This window comes from Rhizobiaceae bacterium (assembly GCA_023953835.1).
Classification (GTDB): domain Bacteria; phylum Pseudomonadota; class Alphaproteobacteria; order Rhizobiales; family Rhizobiaceae; genus Mesorhizobium_G.
In genome coordinates, this window is the sequence record JAMLJB010000001.1 from 1,714,111 (window position 1) to 1,739,515 (window position 25,405).

Here is a 25,405-nt window from a genome sequence, read left to right on the forward strand (position 1 = left end):
ATGAATGTCCATGCAATGCAGGCTCAGGCGGCTTGCCCGATGGAACTGGCCGTCTATGGCGAGGAGACCGGCACGGCGGGAATCGATTTTCACCCCACGGGTGAGAATGCGGTCGTCACCAACAGCTTCCGGATCGTGATGGAAGAGGGGGTGCTGCTGGACGGTATCGTCATGTGGACCGCCGAGGAGCCACGACCCAACGCGATCGTGTCGCGGAATTGTCCGGACGGCGACGTTACCGGGGAAGAATATGCGGCATGCACGCTCTGGCAGGGCGTGGTCTATGCCGTCGATGAAAAGGGCGAAGTCGGGTTGTTGCCTTCGGAAGGATCGCCCGCGCCACCGCGACTGGTCTTTGCCGATCTCGGTCCGGCCCTGCGCGCGTCGAATGCCTTCGGGGAAGGCGGGTTCAGCAAAGTGCCTTTCGATGTTTTCGAGTTGAAGGGCTGTCAGGAATAATTGTCGGTCCGCTCGTTCGGTCCGCGTCGAAAAACAAGAAGGTACACTATGGCTTATGATGTTGTTGTGATCGGTTCCGGCCCGGGAGGCTATGTGTGCGCCATCAAGGCGGCGCAGCTCGGCCTGAAAGTGGCTGTCGTCGAGAAGCGCGAAACCTTCGGCGGAACTTGCCTCAACATCGGCTGCATTCCCTCCAAGGCGCTGCTTCATGCCTCCGAGATGCTGGCCGAAGCTGAGCACTCCTTCGATTCATTGGGCATCGAGGTCGGCAAGCCGAAGGTCAACCTCAAGAAGATGATGGCGCACAAGGATGCGACGGTGGATGCAAATGTCGGCGGCGTGGCATTCCTGTTCAAGAAGAACAAGATCGACAGCTTTCGCGGCACGGGCAAGATCCTCGGACCCGGCCTTGTCGGCGTTACCGGCACCGACGGCAAGACGCAGGAAATCGAGACGACGAACATCGTCATCGCGACCGGCTCTGACGTTGCGGGCATTCCCGGCGTGCAGGTCGACATTGACGAAAAGGTGATCGTGTCCTCGACCGGCGCGATTTCGCTGGACAAGGTCCCGGAAAAGCTCGTCGTGGTCGGCGGCGGGGTGATCGGGCTGGAGCTTGGCTCGGTCTGGTCGCGCCTTGGCGCAAAGGTCACGGTGGTGGAATATCTGGATTCGATCCTCGGTGGCATGGACGCGGAAGTGTCGAAGCAATTCCAGCGCATGCTGGCGAAGCAGGGTTTCGAGTTCAAGCTCGGTGCGAAGGTCACGGGCGTCGAAAAGGCGAAGAAGGGCGCGAAGGTGACCTTTGAGCCGGTCAAGGGCGGTGCTGCGGAGACTATCGACGCTGATGTGGTGCTGATCTCGACGGGCAGGCGGCCCTATACCGAAGGACTCGGGCTGGAAGAGCAGGACATCGCGATGGATCGGGGCCGGGTCAAGACCGATGGCCATTGCCGCACCAATGTACCGGGCATCTATGCCATTGGCGACGTGATCGTCGGCCCGATGCTCGCGCACAAGGCGGAAGACGAGGGTATTGCAGTGGCCGAGATGATGGCCGGCCAGAAGGGTCATGTGAACTATGACGTGATCCCGAGCGTCGTCTACACCAGCCCGGAAGTCGCATCGGTCGGCAAGACCGAGGAACAGCTCAAGGCGGACGGCGTGGCTTACAAGATCGGGAAGTTTCCGTTCACGGCGAACGGTCGCGCGCGCGCCATGCTGCATACGGACGGCTTCGTGAAGATCCTTGCCGACAAGGAGACCGATCGCGTGCTGGGCGTGCACATTCTGGGCTTCGGCGCAGGCGAGATGATCCATGAGGCCGCCGTGCTGATGGAATTCGGCGGTTCGTCGGAGGATCTGGCGCGCACCTGCCATGCGCATCCGACGATGTCGGAGGCGGTACGCGAGGCGGCGCTTGCGACTTTCTTCAAGCCGATCCATATCTGACGATAAGGCGCGTCATTCCCGCAGGGTGACGCGCCCTCATTTCCGTGATATTTGCGCCCGCGTTCGACAAATCGAACTTCGTTTCCCATATTCACGGCTGCCATGACGATCTCGCTCGACATCAAAGACGACGCAACGCGCGCATCCCTTGCCGCGCGCGCGACCGTGCCGTCCAAGGAGTCGCTGGTCGGGCTGACCCGCGAGGAAATGGGCGAGGCCTTGGCGGGCATCGGCGTGCCGGAGCGGCAGGTGCGCATGCGCGTCCAGCAGCTTTGGCACTGGCTTTATGTGCGCGGCGTTTCATCCTTCGACGACATGTTCAACATCTCGAAGGATTTGCGCGCGACGTTGGCGAAGCATTTCACCGTCGCGCGTCCCGAAGTCGTCGAGGAGCAGATTTCCAACGATGGCACGCGGAAATGGCTGTTCCGGTTCCCGCCGCGCGGGGCGGGGCGTCCGGTCGAGATCGAAACCGTCTACATCCCTGAGGAAGGGCGTGGCACGCTGTGCATCTCGTCCCAGGTCGGCTGCACCTTGACCTGTTCCTTCTGCCATACCGGCACGCAGAAGCTTGTTCGCAACCTGACCGCCGAGGAAATCCTTTCCCAATTGCTCACTGCGCGTGATCGGTTGGGCGATTTTCCCGACCGCGATACGCCGGATGGCGCAATCGTGCCGGCGGAGGGACGCAAGGTGTCCAACATCGTGATGATGGGCATGGGCGAGCCGCTCTACAATTTCGAGGCGGTCAAGAAGGCGCTGCTGATTGCCTCCGACGGCGACGGGCTGTCGCTCTCCAAGCGTCGCATCACGCTTTCGACATCGGGCGTGGTGCCGGAGATTTTCCGCACCGGCGAGGAAATCGGCGTCATGCTGGCGATCTCGCTGCATGCACCCGACGATGATTTGCGCGACCTGCTGGTGCCGATCAACAAGAAGTATCCGCTCGAGCAATTGATGGATGCGTGCCGCAAATATCCCGACCTGTCCAACGCGAAGCGCATCACCTTCGAATATGTCATGCTGAAGGACGTGAACGATTCGCTCGAACACGCCCGCGCACTGGTCAAGCTGCTGAAAGGCATTCCGGCCAAGATCAATCTGATCCCGTTCAATCCGTGGCCCGGCTCGAACTACCAGTGCTCGGATTGGGAGACCATCGAGACGTTCGCCGACTATATCAACAATGCCGGCTATGCCTCACCGATTCGCACGCCGCGCGGACGCGATATTCTTGCGGCCTGCGGCCAGCTCAAATCAGAGTCGGAGCGTCTTAAAAAGCATGAGCGGCTCGCGCTGGAAGCCATGATGATCGCCGGTCACGGCGAGAACTGGTAGCGCCCGCTAGAGCGTTTCACAGTTAGTTTGAATCATTCTGTTTGTCGTTTTGGCGCGGCGGTCCACAAGGAAGGGCGCGAAGGACGGGCTGGTTGCCCGGTCGAGCGGCATGACGAAGTGGGCGCCCGCCAAACGCAAACCCGAAGGGCCGGGCCGGTTTGCGCCAAATCCTTCGGTCTTTGTCTTGTCCGGGCCACCAGCCCGACCTGCGACAAACCCCTTGGCCTTGTCGCAAACCGTCGCCGGCAGAATGCTTCAAACTAACTGCGAAACGCTCTATTTCGCCTGCGCGGTGAGAATTTTCAGCGCGAAGGCCGAAAACACCCCAGCGAACAGGTAATCAACGATACGCGTCACGCGCGGGCTCCTGCGCAGCAGCGCGGCAAACCTGTCGGCGGCGATCACGATGGGAATCGTGACCGGCAGCGACAGCAAGATGAACATCATGCCGAGGAAGAACAGCTTGCCGGGGGCATTCGGATCGTGCGCCGACACGAATTGCGGCAGGAACGTCATGAAGAACAGGATGATCTTCGGGTTCATCAAATTAATGCCCAGACCCGTCGCCCAGTTGCGGTAGACGGAGCGCGGCGGTCGCGGCGTGGCATCCGGCGAAAAGGCCGACCCGTGCCGGACAGCCTGCCATGCCAGCCAGACCAGATAGCCGGCGCCGCCGATCTTGAGCGCGAGGAACGCCTGCGGCGAGGCAACGATCAAAGCCGAAAGCCCGAGGGCGACCAGCGCGGTGTGGATGACGATGCCGGTCAACGCGCCGAACAGGCAGGCGAAGCCCGATCTGCGCCCCTCGGACAGTGCGCGCCCCACGAAAAGGGTCATGTCGGGGCCGGGCGTGATCGAGATTATGAACGTTGCCACGGCGAATTGCAGAATGGTCGAAAGATCGGGAACAAAGTTCATTTCGAAAGCTCACGGCAGATGTCGGCTTCCTATGCCACAGCCGCATCCATGCTGCCTACCGGACACGCGCAACGGAATACAGGTCCAGCATGCGGTGCAGCTTGCCCATGCCAGCGTAAGTCGCTAAAGCGCGGGCAAGAATTGAAGCGTGCTGATTGGGGTCGTGAATGGCGAAGGCGAAGGACATCAAGAAGGTAGTGCTTGCCTATTCGGGCGGGCTGGACACATCCATTATCTTGAAATGGCTAGAGACTGAGCTTGGGGCGGAAGTGGTGACCTTCACCGCCGATCTCGGTCAGGGCGGCGAGCTTGAGCCTGCCCGCAAGAAGGCCGAGATGCTCGGCATCAAGGAAATCTACATCAGGGATGTGCGCGAGGAGTTCATCAGGGATTTCGTCTTTCCGATGTTCCGCGCCAATGCCCAATATGAAGGGGTTTACCTGCTCGGAACATCCATTGCCCGCCCGCTCATCTCGAAGCATCTCATCGAAATCGCCCGGGAGACGGGCGCGGACGCCATCGCGCATGGCGCGACCGGCAAGGGCAATGACCAGGTTCGCTTCGAGCTGTCGGCCTATGCGCTGAACCCCGACATCAAGGTCATCGCACCGTGGCGTGACTGGTCGTTCAAGTCCCGCACCGACCTGCTCGAGTTTGCGCGCGACCACCAGATTCCGATTGCAAAGGACAAGCAGGGCGAAGCGCCATTCTCGGTGGACGCCAATCTCCTGCACTCCTCCTCTGAGGGAAAGGTGCTGGAAGATCCGTGGCAGGAGCCGCCGGAGTATGTCTACCAGCGCACTGTTTCCCCGATGGATGCACCGGACAAGGTCACGGAAATCACCCTGACCTTCAAAAAGGGCGATCCTGTCGCGCTGAACGGCAAGGAAATGTCCCCGGCGACGCTGTTTGCGGCGCTCAACGATCTGGGGCGCGACAACGGCATCGGGCGGCTCGATCTCGTCGAGAACCGCTTCGTCGGCATGAAGTCGCGCGGTGTCTACGAGACGCCGGGCGGCACGATCCTGATCGTTGCGCACCGCGCGATGGAATCGATCACGCTGGACCGTGGCGCGGCGCACCTCAAGGACGAGCTCATGCCGCGCTATGCGGAACTCATCTATAACGGCTTTTGGTATTCGCCGGAGCGCGAGATGTTGCAGGCGCTGATCGACCGGAGCCAGGACGATGTCGAGGGCGAGGTTCGGCTCAAGCTCTACAAGGGCAATGTGATCGTGACGGGCCGCCGTTCGCCGAAGTCGCTCTACAGCGACGCGCTGGTCACGTTCGAGGATGATCGCGGGGCATATGACCAGAAGGATGCAGCGGGGTTCATTCGCCTGAATGCGCTCAGGCTGCGCACTCTTGCGGCGCGCGACCGGAAGAGCTGAACCGGCGAGACAAAAAATAGAAGGGAATTATGCGCTGGGGAGACGTTTTCGACAAACCGCATCGAAAGCTTTTGGATTCTGTTCAAGCGGGTCGGTTCGCTCGACGCACATCACGTGTCGTCGAAGCACATGCACGCTATCTGGACGAGTTTACTTTTCGGTCGAACCATCGCGAGATCCAGAACGCGATGTTCGATCTGATCGTGGCTCGTGTTTGATGACTTTGGAGGTCGCCGAAAGAAAGGCGGCTTCCTTCACCGGACCGATACCCGCAACTTCGGCTTGGCGAATGAAGTCTTCCAATCGGTCCTCGCGGATTGCCGCCGCCAAAGAGAGGATCATATTTTGATTCCTTTCGCGCGAAGCAGATCATTGAAATCCATGTGCTTCACCTTCTCAAGGGCGCATACGTCGGGGATCCGGCGCTTGTTTGTGCTCGGCTGGTATATGTTTGCTTTTTCCATACTAACCACGGGAAGGTTCAACGTCTTAGCAAGGGCGATAATGGATATGTCGTTAAGCCCGACCGTTCCTTTTCGATTCCCGTTGTACTCTGAAATCACGGATTCATGAACGACCCTCATTCGTTCGACGTGTTCCAGGTAGGCCTCCCAAGGCCAATTTCCGTTGCCTATTTCCCTGATTAGGCAATTGCCATGATTCCTGATGCAGGCACCAAGGCTTCCCATGATGGAAAGCATTTCCGCGTAGATTTCTGGCGTGCAGCAAAATACAGAATCTTCAATGAGACTTTGGACCCGGTTCCAAAGTCCTTCGTAGATGTCGCCGGGCAGGACCTCCCAAGGGTTGCTGATCCCGGACGTGTCCAAGCAGTAGTCAGTCATTCGACATCCAGTTTGACCGGATGTCATTGAGATGGTCGAGGTTCCGAATCCCCATAAATTCGGCAGCGTTATGGTTCGTGATACGGCCGGCGTTCCAAGCTTCGAGGACAAGGCCAGTGTAGAGATCGCCTTTAGAACTGCGATAGCGAGAACCGTAGTATTTGGCCCGTCCGAAGCTCTGATAGCTCTCCTCTTCCTTCACAAATTCGGGCTGCTTGACGCGCCAGTAAAATGCGGGCTGCACGTACCCCAGATTGACAAGGCGTATGAGTGCAGCATGTGGGCTGACGGCATATCGCGCTGCGACAGATGCCAGATGGCCGTCCGCTATCGATCGGGAGCCTTTAGGGAAGCTTCCCATGAAAGAAATAACCGACTCTGCGGGCATGAGAAAGGCGGCGGCGAAGCGATTGCACCATCCCTCTATCTTTTTGAGCGAAGTGCCGTTTCCAAAGCGCGGGTAACTACTGAGTGCGCTCTGTCTTAGCAGGATATGAGCAAACTCATGTGCCAGCGTAAATGCCGTGCCGCCCGGCGACTCGTTGCCAAAAATGATGATAGGGAAAGTCTCGCTGTAGAGACATATGCCCCTTGTTCTGACGCGGCTTAGGCCGCTTTGCTTGAGGACCAGAATTCCCAGCCCCTCCAGCTTCCGCCGAAGGGTACCAGCAAAACCGTCTCGCTCCTTACCGGACCGCATCCGCGTTTGTATTTCGACGGGGAACGCGATCCGCTCTCGGATACGCGCCGCAGCCTTATCGACGTCTTCCTCAATGCTGCAATACAGATCGGACCGAAAGGCGGTTGGGCGCTCCCCGATGAGGTCAAGCAGATCGATAGCGTTCAGCCGAATTTCTTCAGCGTATGTCTGTATCTCGGTAAGGGCTGCTGCTTCAGTGGGAGACGGAGCCACCCTGTGAAATCGAAAATCGGGGGCCAGCGCCGGCGGCAGGACGGGGGGGATGTCCTTAGAAAAGAATTCAAGGAATGGTCTCCCGTACATGCCGGCAAGTTCGCGAGCCTGCCTTACAGTCGGCGCATCCTTCCTTTCGCCCTGCTCCCAGGCCAGAACTCTCTCTGGGGAGACATTTATCCGGCGCGCAGCGTGTTCGACCGCGATATTCACCCGCTCCCGCGCCCATCTCATGACGCGTGGATTGTACGGAATCTCCCATTTTGCCGGCATAACCATGTTGCGATTCTAGAAACCCCGCGCCCTGAAATCCATCGCTTTCTTGACAGGGTGACCGGAATTCGTTAACGGCAGCCTGTACTTATCTCAAGGGGATAATTCCCAAATAAAAAGCCCGCCAATCGGCGGGCTTTTTTAACGGCTTGCCAAAAATCAGCCGCCGTCGATCGCAGCGCCGATTTCAGCAATTGCGCGCTGGTAGACGCTTGCCGCATTCCAGCCCTGGATTGCGCCAAAGTTCGGCTGTCCCGGCTGGTAGCCCGCGCCCGGTTGCCAGCCATGGCCGCGCAGGAAGTTTGCGGTCGAGGCCAGCGCATCGGCCTTGTTGCGCAGGTCCACGCTGCCGTTTCCGTCGCCGTCCACGCCGTAGCGCAAGACATTTCCCGGCAGGAACTGGGTGTGGCCGACTTCGCCGTGCATCGCGCCGACGGAAGAAGACGTCAGCGTTCCGCGATCAACCAGCACCAGCGCTGCGATTGCGTGCGGCTTGAAGTAGTCGGGGCGGCGGCAGTCATAGGCAAGCGTCGTAATTGCGGAGATGGTGTTCTGCTTGCCCATATAGCCGCCGAAGCCGGTTTCCATGCCCCAGATCGCGATGAGCGGGCCGGCTGGAACGCCATAGCGCCGCTCGATATTGGCAAAGAGGGCGGCATTCGAGCGCTTCATCTGCTTGCCCTTGGAGATGATCGTCGATGCGCCACGCTTTTTCATGAAGGCATCGAAGGAGAGCTTGAAGCTTTTCTGGTTCCGGTCGGCATTGATCGTTGCGTTTGCGTAGCTCGCTCCCGCCAGCGCCGACAAGCCGCGCTTGCCGACACCCTGCGCGGCTGCTTCCTGCGCAAAGCTCTGCTTCCAGGTGTCGAAGCCCGAACCGGTCTTGCCGCATTCAGCCGCAGCAGCGCTGCCGCTGATCGCCGCAAGCGCAGCCGCAGCCAACACCATGCTTCTGGCACGTCCCGCCATTCTGTCTCTCCTGAGATCGAGTCCACAAACTGTTTGCGGCCCTTCCTTCACGTGCCGCCGAACGGATATTCATGCAATGCCGTCGAGGGCTTACAGCCAACAAATCGGGCGTAATCAAGTGTTTTGTTGCACGAAATGGCTTTAACCGGCGTTCAAATGGCCGCGAGTGTTGCCGGCGCGACGCGTCACGCGCAATTGACCTGTCGGTAACCGAACGGCGCTATCTGTGGTTGTGATCGCCGAATCGGACCGACATTCATGACCAGCCCCGCCTTCGAGACCTATCGTTACAGCCAGCCACGACCGGTCAGCCTGCTGCGGCTGTTCTTCGGGATTATCGTCATTGGCAGCTGCTGGATGGGCACGTCCCTTATTGCCGGGCTTCCGGCGCTGCTCGGCGAAGATGTCGATCCGCTGGCGTTCTTCAGTTCAAAGCTCGGCACGCTCGTGACGCTCGGCAGTTTCATCGGCATCTGGATCGGCGTGTGGTTCGCGACACGCTTCATCCATGGCGAACCGTTGGGCAACGTTCTGGGTGTTTCGGGACGCTTGCAGGGGACCGGATTTGCGAAGGGCTTTGCGGCTGTGGCGCTGACGTCGATTCTGTCGGAGGTGCTCATCTATGCGCTTGCGCCCGACTTTGAGCGCACCGAACTCGCACTTGGGACGTGGCTCGTTTTCCTGCTGCCGGTACTTCTTCTGTGCTTCGTGCAGACCTCGGCGGAAGAGCTTCTGTTCAGGGGCTACCTGCCGCGCAATCTCGCCAACCGTTTTCGCAGCCCGTGGGTCTGGGCCTTGCTGCCCAGCCTTGCCTTTGTCTCCCTGCACCTGACGCCCGATATGCGGACATCACAACTTTTGCTTGTCGTCGTCAGCATCGGAACGCTTACGGCGCTCATGATGTACCTGGTGTGGCTGACCGGAAACCTGAGCGCTGCCTTCGGGGTTCATATGGGGAACAACCTGTTCGGCTTCGCGCTGGTGGCGCATCAGGAGGAATTTGCAGGGCTTGCCCTTTTCAAGGGGGTGCCGGTCAACGATCCCGGCATGAGCAGCGATTTCGCGCTGGCGCTCGGCGCGGTGGGCATTGTTTGCGTTGGCCTGACCGCGCTTCTGCTTCTGCATTCACAGTCGCCGCTGAAAGTCGGGTCCCCATCCTGAACTTGACTTTCAATCCGTTTCGGGCTGTAAGGACCGCAATTCAGCGACGAGTTCCACTCCGAGCCGCCGACCGGGACCCCTTGAGGTGTAAACAGATCCCGGAGGCCAACACCCGGCAGCGCGATGCGCCCCCGGGTGCTTTTTGGCTTTGGCGTCCGGTTGCCGGGGCGGCGCTGGCACCCTACCTCTCGGGCCTGTGCCGGAGAACAAGGATAGTTGGATGTTTGAATCACTTCAGGAGCGCCTGGGCTCTATCCTGAATAACCTGACCGGGCGCGGCGCGCTGTCGGAAGCCGACGTGTCGGCGGCGCTGCGCGAGGTCCGGCGGGCATTGATCGAGGCCGACGTCCAGATCGACGTGATCCGCTCCTTCGTGGACAGGATCCGTTCCAAGGCGGTCGGCGCTGAAGTGCTGAAATCGATCAAGCCCGGCCAGATGGTCGTCAAGATAGTGCATGACGAGCTGGTCGAGATGCTCGGCTCCGAGGGCGAGACCATCGATCTCAACGCGCCCGCGCCGGTCGTCCTCATGATGGTCGGCCTGCAAGGCTCCGGCAAGACGACCACCACGGCGAAGATCGCCAAGCGGCTGACCGAAAGGCAGGGCAAGAAGGTTCTGATGGCGTCGCTCGACACCCGTCGACCGGCCGCGCAGGAGCAGCTTCGCCAGTTGGGCGAGCAGGTGCATGTCGCGACACTGCCCATCGTGGCGGGGCAGGGGCCGGTGGAAATCGCCCGGCGCGCAGTGCAGGCCGCGAAGCTCGGCGGGCATGATGTCGTGATCCTCGATACGGCGGGCCGCACACATATCGACGAGCCGCTCATGATCGAGATGGCCGACATCAAGACGGCCTCGAACCCGCATGAAATCCTGCTTGTCGCCGATTCGCTGACCGGCCAGGACGCCGTGAACCTCGCGACCAGCTTCGATTCCCGCGTCGGCATCACCGGCCTCGTGCTGACCCGCATGGACGGCGACGGTCGCGGCGGCGCAGCACTTTCGATGCGCGCTGTCACCGGCAAGCCTATCAAGCTGATCGGCACCGGCGAAAAGATGGACGGGCTTGAGGAGTTTCATCCCAAGCGCATCGCTGATCGCATCCTCGGCATGGGCGATATTGTGTCGCTGGTCGAAAAGGCCGCCGAGCACATCGACGCGGAAAAGGCCGCGGCGATGGCAAAGAAGATGCAGTCCGGCAAGTTCGATCTTGACGATCTGGCCGACCAGCTTCGCCAGATGCAGAAGCTTGGCGGCATGGGCGGCATCATGGGCATGATGCCGGGTGTGGGCAAGATGAAGGACCAGATGGCGGCGGCGGGGCTGGACGATTCCATGTTCAAGCGCCAGCTTGCGATCATCTCGTCCATGACACGGGCGGAGCGCGCCAATCCGGACGTCCTCAAGCACAGCCGCAAAAAGCGCATCGCCGCCGGCTCCGGCACGGACGCCGCCGAGATCAACCGCCTGCTCAAGATGCATCGCGGCATGGCCGACATGATGAAGGCCATGGGCGGCAAGGGCAAGGGCGGTGGCATGATGCGCCAGATGATGGGCGGGCTGGCGTCCAGGATGGGCCTTGGGGGCATGGGTGGTGGCATGCCCGACCTTTCCAATATGGACCCGAAGCAGCTCGAAGCCTTGCAGAAGCAGGCGCAGGCGGCGGGGTTGGGTAAGGGTCTGCCGGGTGGATTGCCCGGTTTGGGTGGCGGACTGCCGGGCTTGCCCGGTGGCATGAAGCTGCCCGGCCTAGGTGGTCCCGGCGGATTGCCGGGCGGTCTGCCCGGTCTTGGCAAGAAGAAGTGAGGGAGTGGCAATGACGGCCGAGCTTGATGACATTCAACGCGCGCGTGTCCTGCTCAGGGACCTGCGCGCATCCATCGACAATATCGACGCAGCCATCGTCTATATGCTGGCTGAGCGCTTTCGTTGCACGGAGGCGGTGAGCTATCTCAAGGCCCAGCACGGCCTGCCGCCCGCCGACAAGGTGCGCGAGGCAGAGCAGATCGAGCGCCTGCGGCGGCTCGCGCAGGACGCGCGCTTCAATCCGGACTTCGTCGAGAAGTTCCTGAATTTCCTGATTGCCAATGTGATCCGGCATCACGAGGCGGTCAATGAAGGAAGAAAAGACGTCGATCTCGTCAACAAGTGAGATCGACCAACCAACCACAGAGATACAAATTCCAGGAGAATTGAAATGGCATTGAAAATTCGTCTCGCCCGTGCAGGCGCAAAGAAGCGCCCCTACTATCACATCGTCGTCGCTGATGCGCGCTCGCCGCGCGATGGCCGCTTCATCGAGGCGGTCGGTGCATGGAACCCGACGCTGGCGAAGGATGCCGATCGCGTGACGCTCGACACCGATCGCGTCAAGCATTGGCTGTCGCAGGGCGCGCAGCCGACCGATCGCGTGCTGCGCTTCCTCGACCAGGCCGGCGTCGCCAAGCGTCCGTCGCGCAGCAATCCGACCAAGGCGGTTCCGGGCAAGAAGGCCCAGGAGCGCGTCGCGCTTCAGAAGCAGGCCGAGGAAGCCGCAGCGGCAGCAGCCGCAGCGGAAGCTCCCGTCGAGGAAGCCGCCGCCAGCGAGTAAGACTTATGTTTCGCCAGCTTCCGAAGCTGGCGAGCTATCAATAGTTGCCATTCAAAGATCGGCTGCAACGCTTCATGATTTGTAGCCGATCTTGAACGGATACACCTGAGATTGCAGGCCAGGTGCGGTATGCGCTGTGCGTCAAAGCTTGAGCGTGCCGATGCAAAGCTTCACGATAGCAGCTTCGCCAATACTCTTGCCACGTGCTGCAGCCCTATATCTTTGGCCCGCCTTTGGTGCCAGGCAAGATGAAGTGAGAAGCCATCGACCGGGAAGGGTGGGGGCGAAAGTATCAGGTCGCGGCTTTCATGCAAAACCCGCGAGGGCAGCATGGCAATCATGTCTGATCCGCGTAACAGATCTGGCACCATTCCAAAATTCGGGACTACAAGGCCCACACGACGCGCAAGGCCTCGTCGGGCGAGTTCGGCATCTAGCGGAGTGCGTATATCGCCCCGGCCTGAAACAAGAATATGCGGGAAAGCAAGCCAGCGATCGAGATCAAAACGCGACGCCGCAGGGTGGCCTGATCGCATTGCTACCAGATAATGTTCCGTAAGTATTTCTTCCCGATGGATATATTCGTCGCTGGTCGGGAAAACCGAGATTGCGAGGTCTGTGGCTCCATCGATAAGTGCCATACGCGCGGCGTCGGCGCCATGCCATGGCTGGATCACGAGGTCTATGCCGGGTGCTGTTTCTTGCAGGGCGCGCTGCAGTGGGCCGATCACAAAAAGGGCGGGGTAGTCAGCCATCAAAATGTGCAGGGTTTGACGCGTCTCTCGCAGCGGGACCTTGGGCGCATCGACGAGATCCACTACGCCCGCCAGCAGCGATTTCAATGGCGCGCGCAGGGCTTCCGCCTTCGCTGTCAGCCGCATGGTGCCGCGGCCGCGTTCCAGCAATTCGTCGCGGAAAAGATGGCGGCAGCGTTGCAGCGCCGCCGAGGTGGCTGGCTGGGATAAGCCCAAGCGATCCGCAGCGTGGCTCACATGAGCTTCGTCGAGGAGAGCGTCCAGGACAACGAGCAGGTTAAGATCCAAAGATCGTAAATTCATACTGTGGATAATAGCATAGTCAATAAATCGATTGGAGTAATTTTTAAGCTGCCGTCATGGTCATTGCAATGCAATGCAGGAGACGACCATGACCAAAACCCTTCTTCTTCTTTTCCATCCCGATCTGAACCGTTCAAGGGCGAATGCCGCCCTTGCGAAAGCCGCCGCGGCGATGCCAGAGGTCGAGGTAGTCGATATGTATCGGACTTGTCCGGACGGGCTCGACCTATACAGAGATGGTGAGCGCGAGGCTGCGAGGCTTCTGAGCGCCGCCCGGATCGTGCTGCAATTTCCCGTGCAGTGGTATTCAACGCCGTCACTATTGAAAGTCTGGCAAGATGCGGTGCTCACGCGGATGTTCTACCTGACCTACGAAGCCGAAGGTAGCCGTCTTGAGGGTGTGCCACTCCTGATTGCGGCAACCGCCGGTAATACGTACGAGAGCTATAAGCCGGGTGGGCGAAATCTGTTTACCATCACGGACCTCTTCGCCCCGTTGCGTGCCACTGCAAATCGCTGCGGATTGGTCTGGGCTGAGCCGTTTATCCTCTATGGTGCGGACAAGCTCTCCACCGGAGCGATAAATGATGCCGCCGTCGCCTATGCCTCCACACTCGCCGCCTGGATCGGCATTTCGGCGGAAGTGGGATGAACCATCATGAAAATGCACGACACTTTTGCCGATCTCGCTCTCGGCACGCCGTTCTGGTTCACGCTTTCAGCCCGGATTTTACCGATCGGACTGCTCGGCCAATTCCTGAGCGCAGGAGCAGCGCTTTTCCGGAATGCCAATCTATGGAGCCTCCATACCATTCTTGGTGCATCCTTGCTTATCTCATCGATAATTCTTCTTGGTGGCGCGCTTCTGGTGCGTCGATTGCGTGGCTTCGCTTGGTGGTCCGGACTGGTCTTCGTGCTTTATCTTGCCCAAATCGGGTTGGCTGCCGGAACGAATCCGCTGATGCTCTCTTTTCATCCGTTCAATGGTGCGATGCTGCTGGCCGGTGGCTTGATATTGCTGGCGAAGACAGAGCGTCGCCGCGCTCGCTCCGTTCATTTGACACTGGCCGAATAGTGTCTGGTACCGAGCTGCACCAGCCGCGGCAGTGCGGCTTAATCGGATACAAATGCAAAGGGCGAGCTATACGGCTCGCCCTTTACATATCAAATTCTGCTTAAGCAGCCTTCTTCTTCGGCGTGATAAGCCCGCGAGCGACCAGCAGTTCGGCGATCTGAACGGCATTGAGGGCCGCTCCCTTGCGCAGATTGTCCGAGACGACCCATAGGGCCAATCCGTTTTCGACGGTCGGGTCTTCGCGGATGCGTGAAATATAAGTCGCATCCTCGCCAGCGCTTTCGACAGGCGTGACGTAGCCGCCATTCTCGCGCTTGTCGATGACGACACAGCCCGGCGCGTCGCGCAGGATGTCGCGCGCTTCGTCCGCCGTGATCGGCTTTTCAAATTCAAGGTTGATGGCTTCCGAGTGCCCGATGAACACCGGCACGCGCACGCAGGTTGCCGTCACCTTGATCTTCGGGTCGAGCATCTTCTTGGTCTCGGCGACCATCTTCCACTCTTCCTTGGTGTAGCCATCCTCCATGAACACGTCGATGTGCGGGATGACGTTGAAGGCGATGCGCTTGGTGAACTTCTTCGCCTCGATGGGATCGGCAACGAAAACCGCGCGCGACTGCGAAAACAGCTCGTCCATGCCTTCCTTGCCGGCGCCGGACACCGATTGATAGGTCGAGACGACGATCCGCTTGATCGTCGCCGCGTCGTGGAGCGGCTTGAGCGCCACGAGCATCTGCGCGGTCGAGCAGTTCGGGTTCGCGATGATGTTCTTCCTGGTGAAGCCCTCCACGGCGTCGGGGTTCACCTCGGGGACGACCAGCGGGACGTCCGCGTCGTAGCGCCACGCGGAAGAGTTATCGATGACGATGCAGCCCTGCTTGCCGATCTTCGGCGACCATTCCTTGGACACATTGCCGCCCGCCGACATGAGGCAGATGTCCGTGTCGGAAAAATCGTAGCTGTCCAGCGCTTTCACCTTGAGGGTGCGGTCCCCATAAGACACTTCGGTGCCCTGGCTGCGGCGCGAGGCCAGCGCCACGACTTCATCGGCGGGAAAGCCGCGTTCTTCGAGAATGTCGAGCATTTCGCGGCCGACATTTCCCGTCGCGCCGACAATTGCTACCTTGAAACCCATCGCAAAAGTCTCCTGTCGCTCTCCGCTTGGTTTGGAGAAGAACCCGCCGGCCTCGCGGGTCCCGCCTCCCTCGGGCCGGACCCGGGGAGAGGGCGGATTGGCCAAGGGAGATCAGACCGTGGTGACGGTGGTTTTTTTGGCCGTTGATTTGGTGAAGCGGACGCAAGCACGAACGTCCCGGCTGCGGAGGTTCAGTCCGAAGCCGGAGCAATCGATTGTCATGAGGCCCAAATGGCTCAATGTCTTCGCTCCATACGCGGCAGCGCTATCGCGCGGAATGGGCGCGGAGTCAATCTGCCTTAGGTCGATGACCTAGGAGACGAACCGCGCGAGGATTGCATCACCCATCGCGACTGTGCCGACTTCGGTCATCCCGGCGGACATGATGTCCTTCGTGCGCAACCCGTCATCCAGAACGTCGGCGATTGCGCCTTCCAGCCTGTCGGCCTCCTCGACCATGCCGAACGAATAGCGCAGGCACATTGCGAAAGATGCGATCATGGCGATGGGATTGGCGATGCCCTTGCCCGCAATATCGGGGGCCGAGCCGTGCACCGGCTCATAGAGTGCTTTGCGCTTGCCGGTCTTGCCGTCCGCCGCGCCGAGCGAGGCCGAGGGCAGCATGCCGAGCGAGCCGGTCAGCATCGCCGCGACATCGGAAAGCATGTCGCCGAACAGGTTGTCGGTGACGATCACGTCGAACTGCTTGGGCCAGCGCACAAGCTGCATGCCGCCTGCATCGGCCAGCATGTGGTCGAGCTTCACGTCGGAATATTTCGCCTTGTGGGTCTGGGTGACGACCTCGTTCCACAGCACACCGGACTTCATGACGTTGCGCTTTTCCATCGAGGTAACATGGTTGCGGCGAGTCCGCGCCAGCTCGAAGGCGACGCCGGAAATGCGCTCGATCTCGAACGTGTCATAGACCTGCGTGTCGATACCGCGCTTCTGGCCGTTGCCGAGATCGATGATCTCCTTCGGCTCGCCGAAATAGACCCCGCCGGTCAGCTCGCGCACGATGAGGATGTCGAGGCCCTCGATCACGTCCTTCTTCAGCGACGAGGATTCGGCGAGGGCGGGATAGCAGATCGCGGGGCGCAGATTGGCGAACAGGGCAAGGTCCTTGCGCAGCCGCAGCAGACCCGCCTCGGGGCGCACCTCATAGGGCACGCCGTCCCATTTCGGGCCGCCGACCGCGCCGAAGAGAACGGCATCGGCGGCGAGCGCCTTGTCCATGTCCGCATCGGAAATCGCCTTGCCGTGGGCGTCGTAGGCCGAGCCGCCCGCCAGTCCCTCGTCGGTCTCGAATCCGGCGCCGTTTTTGTTCATCGCGGCAATGATCTTCTTGACCTCCGCCATCGCTTCCGGGCCGATACCGTCACCGGAGAGAAGGAAAAGCTTGCGCGCTGCCATGATGAAATATCCTGAGAAAGATGATGGGCGCGTCTGGCTACCGCGCTTGCAGCGGATTGACAAGCATGCGGTCGTCAGATGCGCTTCAATGCCGTCACTTCGATTTCAATTTTCATCTCCGGCTTGTTGAGTTGGCACACGATCATCGTTGCAGCCGGACGTATGTCGCCGAAAGTTTCTCCGAGGATCGGAAATACGCGGTCCACATAGGACCGGTCGGTGACATAGTAGTGGGCGCGCACCACATCGGCCAGTTCGAAGCCGCCTTCAGCCAATGCCGCGCCGATGGTGGAAAGGCAGTTCCGCGTCTGGTCCTCCACGCTTTCGGGCATGGCCATCGTGGCGTAGTCGTAGCCGGTCGTGCCTGAGACGAAGCACCAGTCACCCTGCACGACAGCGCGGCTGTAGCCCGCCGTCTTTTCGAATGGCGAGCCGGTCGAGATCAGCCGACGGCTCACGCCCAGGGACGGCTTTCGGCGGTTTTCTTCTCGAAGCTGTCGATTGCGCTGGATTTCTCAAGCGTCAGGCCGATGTCGTCGAGTCCGTTCAGGAGGCAGTGGCGACGGAACTCATCGATGGAGAATTTCACGACGCCGCCATCCGGGCCGCGAATTTCCTGTTCTTCGAGGTCGACCGTCAACGTCGCATTGGCTCCGCGTTCGGCGTCGTCCATCAGCTTTTCGAGGTCTTCTGGGCTCACCACCACCGGCAGTATGCCGTTCTTGAAGCAATTGTTGTAGAAGATGTCGGCAAAGCTCGTCGAAATCACGCAACGAATGCCAAAATCGAGCAGCGCCCATGGGGCATGCTCACGGCTGGACCCGCAGCCGAAATTGTCGCCCGCCACGAGGATCTGGGCCTTGCGGTAGGCGGGCTTGTTCAGCACGAAATCCTGGTTTTCGTGGCCATGCTCGTTGAAGCGCATCTCGGCGAAGAGGCCCTTTGCGAGTCCGGTGCGCTTGATCGTTTTCAGATAGTCCTTGGGGATAATCATATCGGTGTCGATATTGACGATCCGCAGGGGCGCCGCGACGCCGGTGAGCGTTGTAAACTTGTCCATGGCTTTAACCCCGTTGGTCCGTTCGGGAATGGCTTCGGCCCGCTTTACACAAACTCCGTGCCGAATCAAAGCATCAGATGATGTTGAGTTCGCGGAATGCGCGCCCCGCTGTCACGCGCTCATAGCCGAACACCGAGCAGTCGATGGTCTGATAGCTTCCGTGGATGACAAGTTCGGCGATTGCCTTGCCGACCGCCGGGGCCTGCTGGAGGCCGTGGCCGGAAAACCCGTTGGCGAATATGAAGTTCGCTACTTCGGGGTGGGGGCCGATGACTGCGTTCTGGTCCAGCGTGTTGTAGTCGTAGTGGCCCGCCCAGGCGCGCGTCATCTTGATGGCTTCGAAGGCCGGAATCCGGTTGGCCAGCGTCGGCCAGATGGTTTCTTCGAAAAGTGACCATTCGGGGTTGAAATCGGCTGGATCGGCGGCCTGTTCTCCATCCTCATTCTCCGCCCCGCCGGTGATATAGACGGAGCCTTCCGGTCGGACATAGATGCCGCTCGGATCAACCAGCAAGGGCATGTCTTGGAACCTGTCGCGCGCTTCGAACACAAACACCGTTCTCTTGCGCGGTTCGACCGGCAGGAGAAGGCCCGCCATGGCGGCGACCGCGCCGGCATTAGGTCCGGCCGCGTTGACGATGGTGCCTGCCCCGAGCGTCGTGCCGTCCTTCAGCGTGACGGAATTGACCTTGCAGCCCTCTCGCCCGATCGATCCGACCTCGCTCTGGATGAGATCGACATTCATGCCGCGCAGGGCCTTTCTGAACAGCATCAGCAGGGCGTGCGCATCGAACCATCCCTCTCCGCTTTCGCCATATGCGCCTGCCGCGACCCCGTCAGTCGAGAGCCATTGGAAGCGCCGGGCAAGCGCTTCGGCATCTTCCAGAAGGATGCTGGCGCCTTCGCTCATCTGGACGTCATGGTTTGCCGACAGTACCGGTAGTCCCTCGCCTGACGCCAATAACAGATAGCCGCCTTCCCGGAACCCGATATCCGCGTTCGCACCGAATTCGTCTTTCAGGCTCCGAAAAAGTCCGAGCGTGAACTGTGAAAGGCGGATGTTCTCGCGGATCGAGAATTGCTGGCGAATCGAGGCGGCTGAAAGCGTGGTGGAGGAATGCTCGAACTGCGGATCGCGCTCCACTACCGCGATTGTTCCAACAAAGCCTTCCTTGCGAAGGAAATATGCGATGGAACTTCCGACGATGGCTCCGCCGACAATGACAATATCGTAGTTCAAACCTGCCTCCGGCATTTTTTGCTGTCGAAACGCCAGCGCGTCGTTCCTGTCAAGCGCATTGGAGCGCCTGTGCAATGGTCCAGCCTTGCCATGCCGCTATCCGCGCTGCATAGATGGCCCATGCAGTCCAGCCAGCCGTTTCGCCCCCGCCGTTCTGTCCTCTACGTGCCGGCCTCAAACCCCAAGGCGCTTGCGAAGGTGCCGGACATCGCCAGCGATGCAGTGATCTTCGATCTGGAGGATTCGGTCGGCCCCGATGAAAAGGCGGCGGCGCGCGCCCGGCTTGTGGAGGTGCTGGCTGCCCTGCCGAGGGACGGCAAGGAATTGATCGTTCGAATCAATGCGCTTTCCAGCGAATGGGGCGCGGATGACCTTTCCGCCGCGGGCGCCTGCCGTCCCGACGCGATCCTGCTGCCGAAAGTCGATACGCCGCGCGACATCTTGGAGGCCGACGAGGCGCTTGACGAGGTGGATGCGGGATTGCGCATCTGGGCGATGATCGAGACACCCCGCGCCATGCTGAACCTCGGGCCGATCGCGGAGTTGGGACGCGACCGCGCGGCAAGGTTGGCCTGCCTTGTCGTCGGCACCAACGATCTCGCGAAGGAAACAGGCATTGCGATTACCAATGACCGACGGTTCCTTGCGCCGCATCTTGCTCATATCGTCATGGCCGCGCGTGCGGGCGGCGTCGACGTACTCGACGGCCCGTTCAACGATTTCAGTGATGCGGCTTCTTTCGAGGACCAATGCCGGCAGGCCGCGCAGATGGGCTTCGACGGGAAAACGCTGATCCACCCTTCGCAAATTCCGATTGCAAACGGTGCGTTCACACCTCCTGCGGAGGCGGTTGAGGAAGCGCGCGCCGTAGCAGAAGCGTTTGCCTTGCCCGAGAATGCCGGCAAAGGGGTCATTTCGGTCAAGGGGCGCATGGTCGAGCGGCTGCATCTGGTTCAGGCCGAAAAACTGCTGGCCCGGGTTTCCGCCATGAAGGGGCGTCGGGAATGAAACTGTACAGGTTCCTGAGCGGGCCGGATGATTCGAGCTTCTGCCACAAGGTCACCGCAGCATTGAACAAGGGCTGGCACCTGTACGGATCGCCCACCTATGCCTTTGACACCGAAACCAGAACCATGCGCTGCGGGCAGGCGGTCGTGAAGGAGGTCGATGGCGTCGAATACGATCCCTCGATCAAGCTCGGCGACTTCTGAGCTACTCGATCGAACCCTCGATGCGCTCCATGTCGTCGTCGGACAGGCCGAAATGGTGGCCTATCTCGTGGATGAGGACGTGGGTGATGATGCTGCCGAGCGTTTCCTCGTTCTCCGACCAATAGTCGAGGATGGCGCGCCGGTAGAGCGTCACACGATTTGGCCCTTCGCCGGTTGCCGGATTCCAGCGCTCGGCGATGCCTCGGCCTTCGAACAGCCCAAGCAGGTCGAAGGGCGTTTCGAGTGAAAGCGCGTCCATGACCTCGTCGGTCGGAAAATCCGCGATCTGGACGACGACTTCGCCGGTCAGCTCGCGAAACCCGTCGGGCAGGCTTGCGTAGCTCTCAAGCGCAAGCAATTCCAGTTCGTCAAGAGAAGGGGAAAGCTGCTCTCCCCATGCGCGGGTCTGATAGATCCGTGCCATACCTATCTCGCTTTTTTGCTTGGCTTTACCTGCTCCGGCCCGAAGTTGCGAGGTCAAATCGACCCTTCAGGCACAATTCTGCTTCACTCGTCTTCGAGCGCTCTCGCTTCCGACGGCAGCATGACGGGAATCCCTTCGCGGACTGGATAGGCGAGCTTGCCCGCCTTCGATATAAGTTCGCTGCGCGCCGGGTTCCAGACCAGCGGGCCTTTGGTCAGCGGGCAGGCGAGCATCTCCAGCATGCGGATATCCATCGGCATGTCCTGTGCCTGTGCCCGGGTTCTGCTTGCGCGTTTCACGTCTGGAGCCTGCCTATTGAAGGTTTGATGCAAAATCGTCCCGGTCGCGGGCGAGCGCGATTTCAGTGATGGCGACCAGCGTCTCGGCGCGCGTGCGAAGGTCCGGCGCTTCCAGAAGTGCCTGCTTTTCGGCCGGCCCGTATGGAGCCATCATCGAAAGCGCGTTGACCAGCATCGCGTTGCCGGCATTGTTCACTCCCTCCCAATCGGCTTGCAGGTCGTTGGCTTCCAGAAAGGCGCGGAACGTATCGAGCAGGGCGGCGCGGTCCACCTGATCCGCGCCCTGTTCCTCGGCAAGGTCGGTGAGGAAGGGCGCGATCCTGCATTGCCGGAACGGCGTCTTGACCGCCGGTTCGTCGACAACCCGGAACCGGCACACGCCTTGAAGGGCTATCAGATAGCGCCCGTCCCCGGTCTCGGAGTAGGACACGATGCGCCCGAGGCAGCCGACCGCGCAAAGCTCGGGCTCGCCGTCGGCCCGAAGGCTTTCGTCAAGCGCGGGCTGGATCATGCCGACGAGGCGCTTGCCCGACATTGCGTGGTCCACCATCTGGAGATAGCGCGGTTCGAAAATGTTGAGCGGCAGGCGACCACCCGGCAGGAGAAGGGCGCCACTCAGGGGAAAAATGACCGAGGTGGCAGGAAGATCCTTTGCGGATCGATAGTGGGCGTTGCCGACTTGCAAAAACTTCTCCCGGCCATGGCCGTCAGAGGGCATTTACCCGATCTGACAGCTCATTTCTGGCTGCCTCAAGGCAGCTTACCGAAAATATGTTTCGAGGAAAGGTGCCGCAAGTGCGCCGCCTCAGCTTGAAACGCAGGCATCAGCCGCTAAACTCGCTCGTACCAAGGGCGCGCGTGCGCCCGCATCCGGAGCGCTTCAATGTTTTTCAGGTATGTCCTCGCCGGTCTGCTTGGCTTGCTCTTCACGAATTTCGCTGCATCGCAGTCCTTGCCCGATCTCGGCGGACGTGCGGTCAGCGTCGTGACGGAGAACGCATATCCGCCTTTGCAGTTTGTCGATCCCAAGACCGGCAACGCGATCGGCTGGGAATATGACGCGATGAACGAGATCGCGAAACGTCTCAACTTCAAGGTCGAGTACAAGAACGTCTCCTGGGATGCGATGATTCAGGCGGTTTCGGACGGCCAGTACGACATCGGCATGACCGGCATCACGATCAAGGACGACCGCAAGGAGAAGGTGGACTTCTCCGACCCTTATATGCGGTCGGAACAGTTCATGCTGGTGCGCGGCGACGAGGATCGGTTCACCGATGCGAAGAGCTTCGCGGCGATGGCTGATGGACTGATCGGGGCCCAACCGGGCACCACGCCATTCTACACGGCGGTCTACAGCGTGCTCGACGGCAATGAGCAGAACCCGCGCATCAAATTGTTCGAAACGTTCGGTGCAAGTGTGCAGGCGCTCAAGACAGGCGACGTGGATGTCGTGTTGACCGACGGCACCGCCGGGCAGGGCTATGTGGATGCGTCGGACGGTGCGCTGAAGATGGTGGGTGGACCGCTCGGCAGCGAGGATTTCGGGTTCATCTTCAAGAAGGGGTCCGATCTGGTCGCTCCGGTGAACCAGGCGATTGCGGCGCTCAAGGCGGACGGTACGCTCGACAAGCTCAACCGCAAATGGTTCCTCGAATACAAGATGGGCCAATAGGCCGTCTCGAACCACTCGATGTCGTCAGCAAGAAGGGCCGGGAAGCCCGATTTTCCATACTGGCTCGTCGCTGCTGCGTTGATCGGCGCGACGGTCGCCGTGCTGATCGCGGCGAACGGGCTCTATGCGCAGGTCTTTGCGACGGTCGCGAAAGGCATCGGCGTCACCGTTCGCGTCACATTGATCGGCTATGCGCTGGCGTCGGCGCTGGGGCTTTGCTTCGCGGTGATGGGCCTGTCCCGCTCGATATGGGTCAGCCAGGTCGCGCGCTTCTACATTGAGATCGTGCGCGGCGTGCCCATGCTCGTGCTGCTGTTCTGGATCGCCTTCGTCGGTGCACCGGCCATGGTCTGGCTGTGGAACGCGGCAACGCTGCCGTTGCAGGCGCTGGGGCTGACGGGTGAGGCATCCGTACGCGATTTCTCGCTCGAATGGCGGGCGATCATGGCGCTCACCATCGGTTATTCGGCCTTCATAGCAGAGATATTCAGGGCCGGAATCCAGTCCGTCGAAGTGGGGCAGGTCGAAGCCGCAAAGGCGCTCGGCCTTGGCCGCTACCGGCGCTTTCGCCATGTCGTATGGCCGCAGGCGTTCCGCACTATACTGCCGCCCTACAGCAACGACTTCGTTGCAATGGTCAAGGACAGCTCGCTGGTGTCGGTGCTCGGCGTCGCCGACATCACGCAGATGGGCAAGGTCTACGCATCCGGGTCCTTTCGCTTCTTCGAGACCTATTCGATCGTCGCCTATATCTATCTGATCCTGACCATCGGCCTTTCGCTGGCGCTGCGCGCGGTCGAGCGACGGATGCGGTTCAGCCAGACGACCGCCCCTGAACATTGACGGACCTGACCCCAGGCGCATTGCGCGATTGCTGCCCCGGCAAAAGACTGGTATGAGGCAGGCCATGGAACGGCTTTTTACGGACCCGCACTACAAGGGATTCGTGCTGCAGGACAAGAAGCGTCTGCCGGCACGGTTCTTCGCGCGGGTTTGCGGCGCGCCGACAAGCCGACTTCCGGCCTGATCCGGACAGACCGTTCACGTTCCGGCCAAGCCGGGCCTTCCATTCTTCAAATCGACGGATTTACGCAACAATGAGCGCTCCCCGCACCCTTTACGACAAGATTTTTGACGATCACGTGGTCGATCGGCAGCACGACGGCACGTGCCTTCTCTACATCGATCGCCATCTCGTTCACGAGGTGACCAGCCCGCAGGCCTTCGAAGGTCTTCGCATGGCCAATCGTGCCGTGCGTCACCCCGAAAAGACACTTGCCGTCGTCGACCACAATGTGCCGACCTCGGCGGACCGCCGCCTCGGCATCAAGAACGAGGAAAGCCGCATCCAGGTCGAGGCATTGGCCCGGAACGCCGCGGATTTTGGCGTCGAATATTATTCTGAGAACGACAGCCGCCAGGGGATCGTCCACATTGTCGGTCCCGAGCAGGGCTTCACCCTGCCGGGCATGACCATCGTCTGCGGCGACAGCCACACCTCCACGCATGGCGCGTTCGGCGCGCTGGCGCATGGTATTGGTACCTCCGAGGTGGAGCATGTCCTCGCCACCCAGACACTGATCCAGAAGAAGGCCAAGAACATGCTGGTGCGTGTCGACGGCCAGCTCCCCGAAGGCGTGACGGCGAAGGACATCATCCTTGCGATCATCGGCGAGATCGGAACGGCGGGCGGCACCGGCTATGTGATCGAATATGCGGGCGAGGCGATCCGTTCGCTGTCGATGGAAGGCCGCATGACGATCTGCAACATGTCCATCGAAGGCGGCGCGCGCGCCGGGCTGATCGCGCCCGACGAAACGACTTTTGCCTATATCCAGGGCCGGCCAAAGGCGCCCAAGGGCAAGGCATGGGACATGGCGCTGGACTATTGGAGGACGCTGCACAGCGACGAAGGCGCGCATTTCGACAAGGTCGTGGTGCTTGACGCCGCAAAGCTGCCGCCGATCGTCACCTGGGGATCGTCGCCGGAAGACGTGGTGGCGGTAACAGGCGTGGTGCCTGATCCGGCGGAAATCGAGGACGAGAACAAGCGCCACTCGAAGGTCCGGGCGCTCGAATATATGGGCTTGAAGCCGGGCACGCGGATCACCGACATCCATCTCGACCGCGTGTTTATCGGCTCCTGCACCAACGGGCGTATCGAGGACCTGCGCGCCGTGGCCAAGGTTGTCGAAGGGCGCAAGGTCGCGCCGACCGTCAATGCGATGATTGTGCCGGGATCGGGTCTGGTCAAAGAACAGGCTGAAGCTGAAGGGCTGCACAAGATATTCATCGAGGCCGGGTTCGACTGGCGTGAGCCGGGATGCTCCATGTGCCTCGCCATGAATGACGACCGGCTCAAGCCGCATGAACGTTGCGCTTCCACCTCGAATCGCAATTTCGAAGGCCGTCAGGGCTTCAAGGGCCGCACCCATCTCGTGTCGCCTGCGATGGCGGCGGCGGCGGCGATTGCCGGCCATTTCGTGGACATCCGCGACTGGAACTGAA

General features: G+C 60.5%; 29 protein-coding genes and 1 pseudogene. 16 read left to right on the forward strand and 14 right to left on the reverse strand.

The genetic code is table 11. The features are described 5' to 3' along the window. The 3 genes from M9924_07985 to rlmN all read left to right on the forward strand — a co-directional run bounded on the left by M9924_07985 (position 1) and on the right by rlmN (position 3,249). Positions 1–459 carry a hypothetical protein gene (locus M9924_07985; GenBank protein ID MCO5064344.1) on the forward strand — a complete coding sequence of 153 codons (459 nt, stop codon included), beginning with the start codon at positions 1–3 and terminating at the stop codon, positions 457–459. A 48-nt stretch (positions 460–507) separates the two neighbouring features. Then, positions 508–1,911: a dihydrolipoyl dehydrogenase gene (gene lpdA / locus M9924_07990; GenBank protein ID MCO5064345.1), complete on the forward strand. Its 1,404-nt coding sequence runs from the start codon at positions 508–510 to the stop codon at positions 1,909–1,911. A 102-nt stretch (positions 1,912–2,013) separates the two neighbouring features. Beyond that, entirely contained in the window at positions 2,014–3,249 is a 1,236-nt protein-coding gene (gene rlmN / locus M9924_07995; protein MCO5064346.1) for a 23S rRNA (adenine(2503)-C(2))-methyltransferase RlmN, read from the forward strand. A 276-nt stretch (positions 3,250–3,525) separates the two neighbouring features. Here the strand turns inward: rlmN and M9924_08000 are convergent, their stop codons facing one another. Beyond that, positions 3,526–4,167, reverse strand: coding sequence for a LysE family translocator (locus tag M9924_08000; protein MCO5064347.1), 642 nt, complete (start codon positions 4,165–4,167; stop codon positions 3,526–3,528). 167 nt (positions 4,168–4,334) lie between these two features. On the opposite strand from M9924_08000, the gene M9924_08005 reads away from it, so the two are divergent. Together M9924_08005 and M9924_08010 are read left to right on the forward strand one after the other, a co-directional pair. Beyond that, positions 4,335–5,558, forward strand: a complete 1,224-nt coding sequence (locus M9924_08005) for an argininosuccinate synthase (protein MCO5064348.1) — start codon at positions 4,335–4,337, stop codon at positions 5,556–5,558. A gap of 51 nt (positions 5,559–5,609) precedes the next feature. Continuing rightward, positions 5,610–5,776: pseudogene (locus M9924_08010) on the forward strand (transposase). Here the strand turns inward: M9924_08010 and M9924_08015 are convergent. From M9924_08015 to M9924_08030, 4 genes are all read right to left on the reverse strand, one after another. Next, positions 5,709–5,900 (reverse strand): hypothetical protein, encoded by a 192-nt coding sequence (locus M9924_08015; protein ID MCO5064349.1) that lies wholly within the window; start codon positions 5,898–5,900, stop codon positions 5,709–5,711. The pseudogene M9924_08010 and the gene M9924_08015 sit on opposite strands and share 68 nt — an antisense overlap. Beyond that, positions 5,897–6,403: a DUF4411 family protein gene (locus tag M9924_08020; protein ID MCO5064350.1), complete on the reverse strand. Its 507-nt coding sequence runs from the start codon at positions 6,401–6,403 to the stop codon at positions 5,897–5,899. Before M9924_08020 ends, M9924_08015 begins: the two co-directional genes overlap by 4 nt. Continuing rightward, the gene (locus M9924_08025; protein ID MCO5064351.1) at positions 6,396–7,595 is read right to left on the reverse strand and encodes an XRE family transcriptional regulator; all 1,200 of its coding nucleotides are present in this window, start codon (positions 7,593–7,595) and stop codon (positions 6,396–6,398) included. Before M9924_08025 ends, M9924_08020 begins: the two co-directional genes overlap by 8 nt. A 153-nt stretch (positions 7,596–7,748) precedes the next feature. Further along, the gene (locus tag M9924_08030) at positions 7,749–8,558 is read right to left on the reverse strand and encodes a lytic transglycosylase domain-containing protein (protein ID MCO5064352.1); all 810 of its coding nucleotides are present in this window, start codon (positions 8,556–8,558) and stop codon (positions 7,749–7,751) included. 258 nt (positions 8,559–8,816) lie between these two features. Between M9924_08030 and M9924_08035 the strand changes: the two genes are divergently transcribed. The 4 genes from M9924_08035 to rpsP all read left to right on the forward strand — a co-directional run bounded on the left by M9924_08035 (position 8,817) and on the right by rpsP (position 12,307). Beyond that, on the forward strand, positions 8,817–9,719 hold the full coding sequence (locus M9924_08035; GenBank protein MCO5064353.1) for a CPBP family intramembrane metalloprotease: 903 nt from the start codon (positions 8,817–8,819) through the stop codon (positions 9,717–9,719). Positions 9,720–9,939: 220 nt separating this feature from the next. Beyond that, positions 9,940–11,523, forward strand: a complete 1,584-nt coding sequence (gene ffh / locus M9924_08040; protein MCO5064354.1) for a signal recognition particle protein — start codon at positions 9,940–9,942, stop codon at positions 11,521–11,523. A gap of 10 nt (positions 11,524–11,533) precedes the next feature. Continuing rightward, positions 11,534–11,869 (forward strand): chorismate mutase, encoded by a 336-nt coding sequence (locus M9924_08045; GenBank protein MCO5064355.1) that lies wholly within the window; start codon positions 11,534–11,536, stop codon positions 11,867–11,869. A gap of 45 nt (positions 11,870–11,914) precedes the next feature. Beyond that, entirely contained in the window at positions 11,915–12,307 is a 393-nt protein-coding gene (gene rpsP, locus M9924_08050; protein ID MCO5064356.1) for a 30S ribosomal protein S16, read from the forward strand. Positions 12,308–12,477: 170 nt separating this feature from the next. Here rpsP and M9924_08055 read toward each other — a convergent pair whose 3' ends face one another. Then, positions 12,478–13,365: a LysR family transcriptional regulator gene (locus tag M9924_08055; GenBank protein ID MCO5064357.1), complete on the reverse strand. Its 888-nt coding sequence runs from the start codon at positions 13,363–13,365 to the stop codon at positions 12,478–12,480. 88 nt (positions 13,366–13,453) lie between these two features. Between M9924_08055 and M9924_08060 the strand changes: the two genes are divergently transcribed. Together M9924_08060 and M9924_08065 are read left to right on the forward strand one after the other, a co-directional pair. Continuing rightward, entirely contained in the window at positions 13,454–14,017 is a 564-nt protein-coding gene (locus tag M9924_08060; GenBank protein ID MCO5064358.1) for an NAD(P)H-dependent oxidoreductase, read from the forward strand. Positions 14,018–14,023: 6 nt separating this feature from the next. Next, entirely contained in the window at positions 14,024–14,440 is a 417-nt protein-coding gene (locus tag M9924_08065; GenBank protein ID MCO5064359.1) for a DUF6220 domain-containing protein, read from the forward strand. 100 nt (positions 14,441–14,540) lie between these two features. Here the strand turns inward: M9924_08065 and M9924_08070 are convergent, their stop codons facing one another. The 5 genes from M9924_08070 to M9924_08090 all read right to left on the reverse strand — a co-directional run bounded on the left by M9924_08070 (position 14,541) and on the right by M9924_08090 (position 19,288). After that, on the reverse strand, positions 14,541–15,575 hold the full coding sequence (locus M9924_08070) for an aspartate-semialdehyde dehydrogenase (protein ID MCO5064360.1): 1,035 nt from the start codon (positions 15,573–15,575) through the stop codon (positions 14,541–14,543). A 312-nt stretch (positions 15,576–15,887) separates the two neighbouring features. Beyond that, on the reverse strand, positions 15,888–16,988 hold the full coding sequence (gene leuB / locus M9924_08075; GenBank protein MCO5064361.1) for a 3-isopropylmalate dehydrogenase: 1,101 nt from the start codon (positions 16,986–16,988) through the stop codon (positions 15,888–15,890). Between the two features lie 74 nt (positions 16,989–17,062). Further along, on the reverse strand, positions 17,063–17,446 hold the full coding sequence (locus tag M9924_08080; protein ID MCO5064362.1) for a RidA family protein: 384 nt from the start codon (positions 17,444–17,446) through the stop codon (positions 17,063–17,065). Further along, positions 17,443–18,048 (reverse strand): 3-isopropylmalate dehydratase small subunit, encoded by a 606-nt coding sequence (leuD, locus tag M9924_08085; protein MCO5064363.1) that lies wholly within the window; start codon positions 18,046–18,048, stop codon positions 17,443–17,445. The genes M9924_08080 and leuD overlap by 4 nt, the downstream gene beginning before the upstream one ends. A 73-nt stretch (positions 18,049–18,121) precedes the next feature. Beyond that, complete coding sequence (locus tag M9924_08090; protein ID MCO5064364.1) at positions 18,122–19,288, reverse strand: FAD-binding oxidoreductase; 1,167 nt, start codon at positions 19,286–19,288, stop codon at positions 18,122–18,124. Positions 19,289–19,378: 90 nt separating this feature from the next. Between M9924_08090 and M9924_08095 the strand changes: the two genes are divergently transcribed. Both M9924_08095 and M9924_08100 read left to right on the forward strand, forming a co-directional pair. After that, positions 19,379–20,296 carry a CoA ester lyase gene (locus tag M9924_08095; GenBank protein ID MCO5064365.1) on the forward strand — a complete coding sequence of 306 codons (918 nt, stop codon included), beginning with the start codon at positions 19,379–19,381 and terminating at the stop codon, positions 20,294–20,296. Then, a complete protein-coding gene (locus M9924_08100) occupies positions 20,293–20,499 on the forward strand; it encodes a DUF1737 domain-containing protein (GenBank protein ID MCO5064366.1) in 207 nt (68 codons plus the stop codon). Before M9924_08095 ends, M9924_08100 begins: the two co-directional genes overlap by 4 nt. A gap of 1 nt (position 20,500) precedes the next feature. On the opposite strand, the gene M9924_08105 is transcribed toward M9924_08100, so the two are convergent. The 3 genes from M9924_08105 to M9924_08115 form a co-directional block, all read right to left on the reverse strand. After that, positions 20,501–20,923: a metallopeptidase family protein gene (locus tag M9924_08105; protein MCO5064367.1), complete on the reverse strand. Its 423-nt coding sequence runs from the start codon at positions 20,921–20,923 to the stop codon at positions 20,501–20,503. An 83-nt stretch (positions 20,924–21,006) separates the two neighbouring features. Continuing rightward, positions 21,007–21,183, reverse strand: a complete 177-nt coding sequence (locus tag M9924_08110; GenBank protein MCO5064368.1) for a Trm112 family protein — start codon at positions 21,181–21,183, stop codon at positions 21,007–21,009. 52 nt (positions 21,184–21,235) lie between these two features. Next, entirely contained in the window at positions 21,236–21,907 is a 672-nt protein-coding gene (locus tag M9924_08115; protein ID MCO5064369.1) for an LON peptidase substrate-binding domain-containing protein, read from the reverse strand. A gap of 198 nt (positions 21,908–22,105) precedes the next feature. On the opposite strand from M9924_08115, the gene M9924_08120 reads away from it, so the two are divergent. The 3 genes from M9924_08120 to leuC all read left to right on the forward strand — a co-directional run bounded on the left by M9924_08120 (position 22,106) and on the right by leuC (position 25,404). Next, positions 22,106–22,897 carry a basic amino acid ABC transporter substrate-binding protein gene (locus tag M9924_08120; protein MCO5064370.1) on the forward strand — a complete coding sequence of 264 codons (792 nt, stop codon included), beginning with the start codon at positions 22,106–22,108 and terminating at the stop codon, positions 22,895–22,897. A gap of 18 nt (positions 22,898–22,915) precedes the next feature. After that, positions 22,916–23,740 (forward strand): amino acid ABC transporter permease, encoded by an 825-nt coding sequence (locus tag M9924_08125; GenBank protein ID MCO5064371.1) that lies wholly within the window; start codon positions 22,916–22,918, stop codon positions 23,738–23,740. Positions 23,741–23,994: 254 nt separating this feature from the next. Beyond that, positions 23,995–25,404: a 3-isopropylmalate dehydratase large subunit gene (leuC, locus tag M9924_08130; GenBank protein MCO5064372.1), complete on the forward strand. Its 1,410-nt coding sequence runs from the start codon at positions 23,995–23,997 to the stop codon at positions 25,402–25,404. Position 25,405 lies beyond the last annotated feature (1 nt).

What these genes read in the sequence shown, in the direction of transcription:
- rlmN (MCO5064346.1), top strand. Translation starts at nt 2,014, where the DNA reads ATGACGATCTCGCTCGACATCAAAGACGACGCAACGCGCGCATCCCTT.
- leuC (MCO5064372.1), top strand. Translation starts at nt 23,995, where the DNA reads ATGAGCGCTCCCCGCACCCTTTACGACAAGATTTTTGACGATCACGTG.
- leuD (MCO5064363.1), bottom strand. Translation starts at nt 18,048, where the DNA reads ATGGACAAGTTTACAACGCTCACCGGCGTCGCGGCGCCCCTGCGGATC.
- M9924_08035 (MCO5064353.1), top strand. Translation starts at nt 8,817, where the DNA reads ATGACCAGCCCCGCCTTCGAGACCTATCGTTACAGCCAGCCACGACCG.
- M9924_08105 (MCO5064367.1), bottom strand. Translation starts at nt 20,923, where the DNA reads ATGGCACGGATCTATCAGACCCGCGCATGGGGAGAGCAGCTTTCCCCT.
- M9924_08125 (MCO5064371.1), top strand. Translation starts at nt 22,916, where the DNA reads ATGTCGTCAGCAAGAAGGGCCGGGAAGCCCGATTTTCCATACTGGCTC.
- M9924_08005 (MCO5064348.1), top strand. Translation starts at nt 4,335, where the DNA reads ATGGCGAAGGCGAAGGACATCAAGAAGGTAGTGCTTGCCTATTCGGGC.
- M9924_08000 (MCO5064347.1), bottom strand. Translation starts at nt 4,167, where the DNA reads ATGAACTTTGTTCCCGATCTTTCGACCATTCTGCAATTCGCCGTGGCA.
- M9924_08070 (MCO5064360.1), bottom strand. Translation starts at nt 15,575, where the DNA reads ATGGGTTTCAAGGTAGCAATTGTCGGCGCGACGGGAAATGTCGGCCGC.
- M9924_08100 (MCO5064366.1), top strand. Translation starts at nt 20,293, where the DNA reads ATGAAACTGTACAGGTTCCTGAGCGGGCCGGATGATTCGAGCTTCTGC.
- leuB (MCO5064361.1), bottom strand. Translation starts at nt 16,988, where the DNA reads ATGGCAGCGCGCAAGCTTTTCCTTCTCTCCGGTGACGGTATCGGCCCG.
- M9924_08045 (MCO5064355.1), top strand. Translation starts at nt 11,534, where the DNA reads ATGACGGCCGAGCTTGATGACATTCAACGCGCGCGTGTCCTGCTCAGG.
- M9924_08055 (MCO5064357.1), bottom strand. Translation starts at nt 13,365, where the DNA reads ATGAATTTACGATCTTTGGATCTTAACCTGCTCGTTGTCCTGGACGCT.
- ffh (MCO5064354.1), top strand. Translation starts at nt 9,940, where the DNA reads ATGTTTGAATCACTTCAGGAGCGCCTGGGCTCTATCCTGAATAACCTG.
- M9924_08065 (MCO5064359.1), top strand. Translation starts at nt 14,024, where the DNA reads ATGAAAATGCACGACACTTTTGCCGATCTCGCTCTCGGCACGCCGTTC.
- M9924_08030 (MCO5064352.1), bottom strand. Translation starts at nt 8,558, where the DNA reads ATGGCGGGACGTGCCAGAAGCATGGTGTTGGCTGCGGCTGCGCTTGCG.
- M9924_08025 (MCO5064351.1), bottom strand. Translation starts at nt 7,595, where the DNA reads ATGGTTATGCCGGCAAAATGGGAGATTCCGTACAATCCACGCGTCATG.
- M9924_07985 (MCO5064344.1), top strand. Translation starts at nt 1, where the DNA reads ATGAATGTCCATGCAATGCAGGCTCAGGCGGCTTGCCCGATGGAACTG.
- M9924_08110 (MCO5064368.1), bottom strand. Translation starts at nt 21,183, where the DNA reads ATGCCGATGGATATCCGCATGCTGGAGATGCTCGCCTGCCCGCTGACC.
- M9924_08120 (MCO5064370.1), top strand. Translation starts at nt 22,106, where the DNA reads ATGTTTTTCAGGTATGTCCTCGCCGGTCTGCTTGGCTTGCTCTTCACG.
- rpsP (MCO5064356.1), top strand. Translation starts at nt 11,915, where the DNA reads ATGGCATTGAAAATTCGTCTCGCCCGTGCAGGCGCAAAGAAGCGCCCC.
- M9924_08015 (MCO5064349.1), bottom strand. Translation starts at nt 5,900, where the DNA reads ATGATCCTCTCTTTGGCGGCGGCAATCCGCGAGGACCGATTGGAAGAC.
- lpdA (MCO5064345.1), top strand. Translation starts at nt 508, where the DNA reads ATGGCTTATGATGTTGTTGTGATCGGTTCCGGCCCGGGAGGCTATGTG.
- M9924_08020 (MCO5064350.1), bottom strand. Translation starts at nt 6,403, where the DNA reads ATGACTGACTACTGCTTGGACACGTCCGGGATCAGCAACCCTTGGGAG.
- M9924_08060 (MCO5064358.1), top strand. Translation starts at nt 13,454, where the DNA reads ATGACCAAAACCCTTCTTCTTCTTTTCCATCCCGATCTGAACCGTTCA.
- M9924_08095 (MCO5064365.1), top strand. Translation starts at nt 19,379, where the DNA reads ATGCCGCTATCCGCGCTGCATAGATGGCCCATGCAGTCCAGCCAGCCG.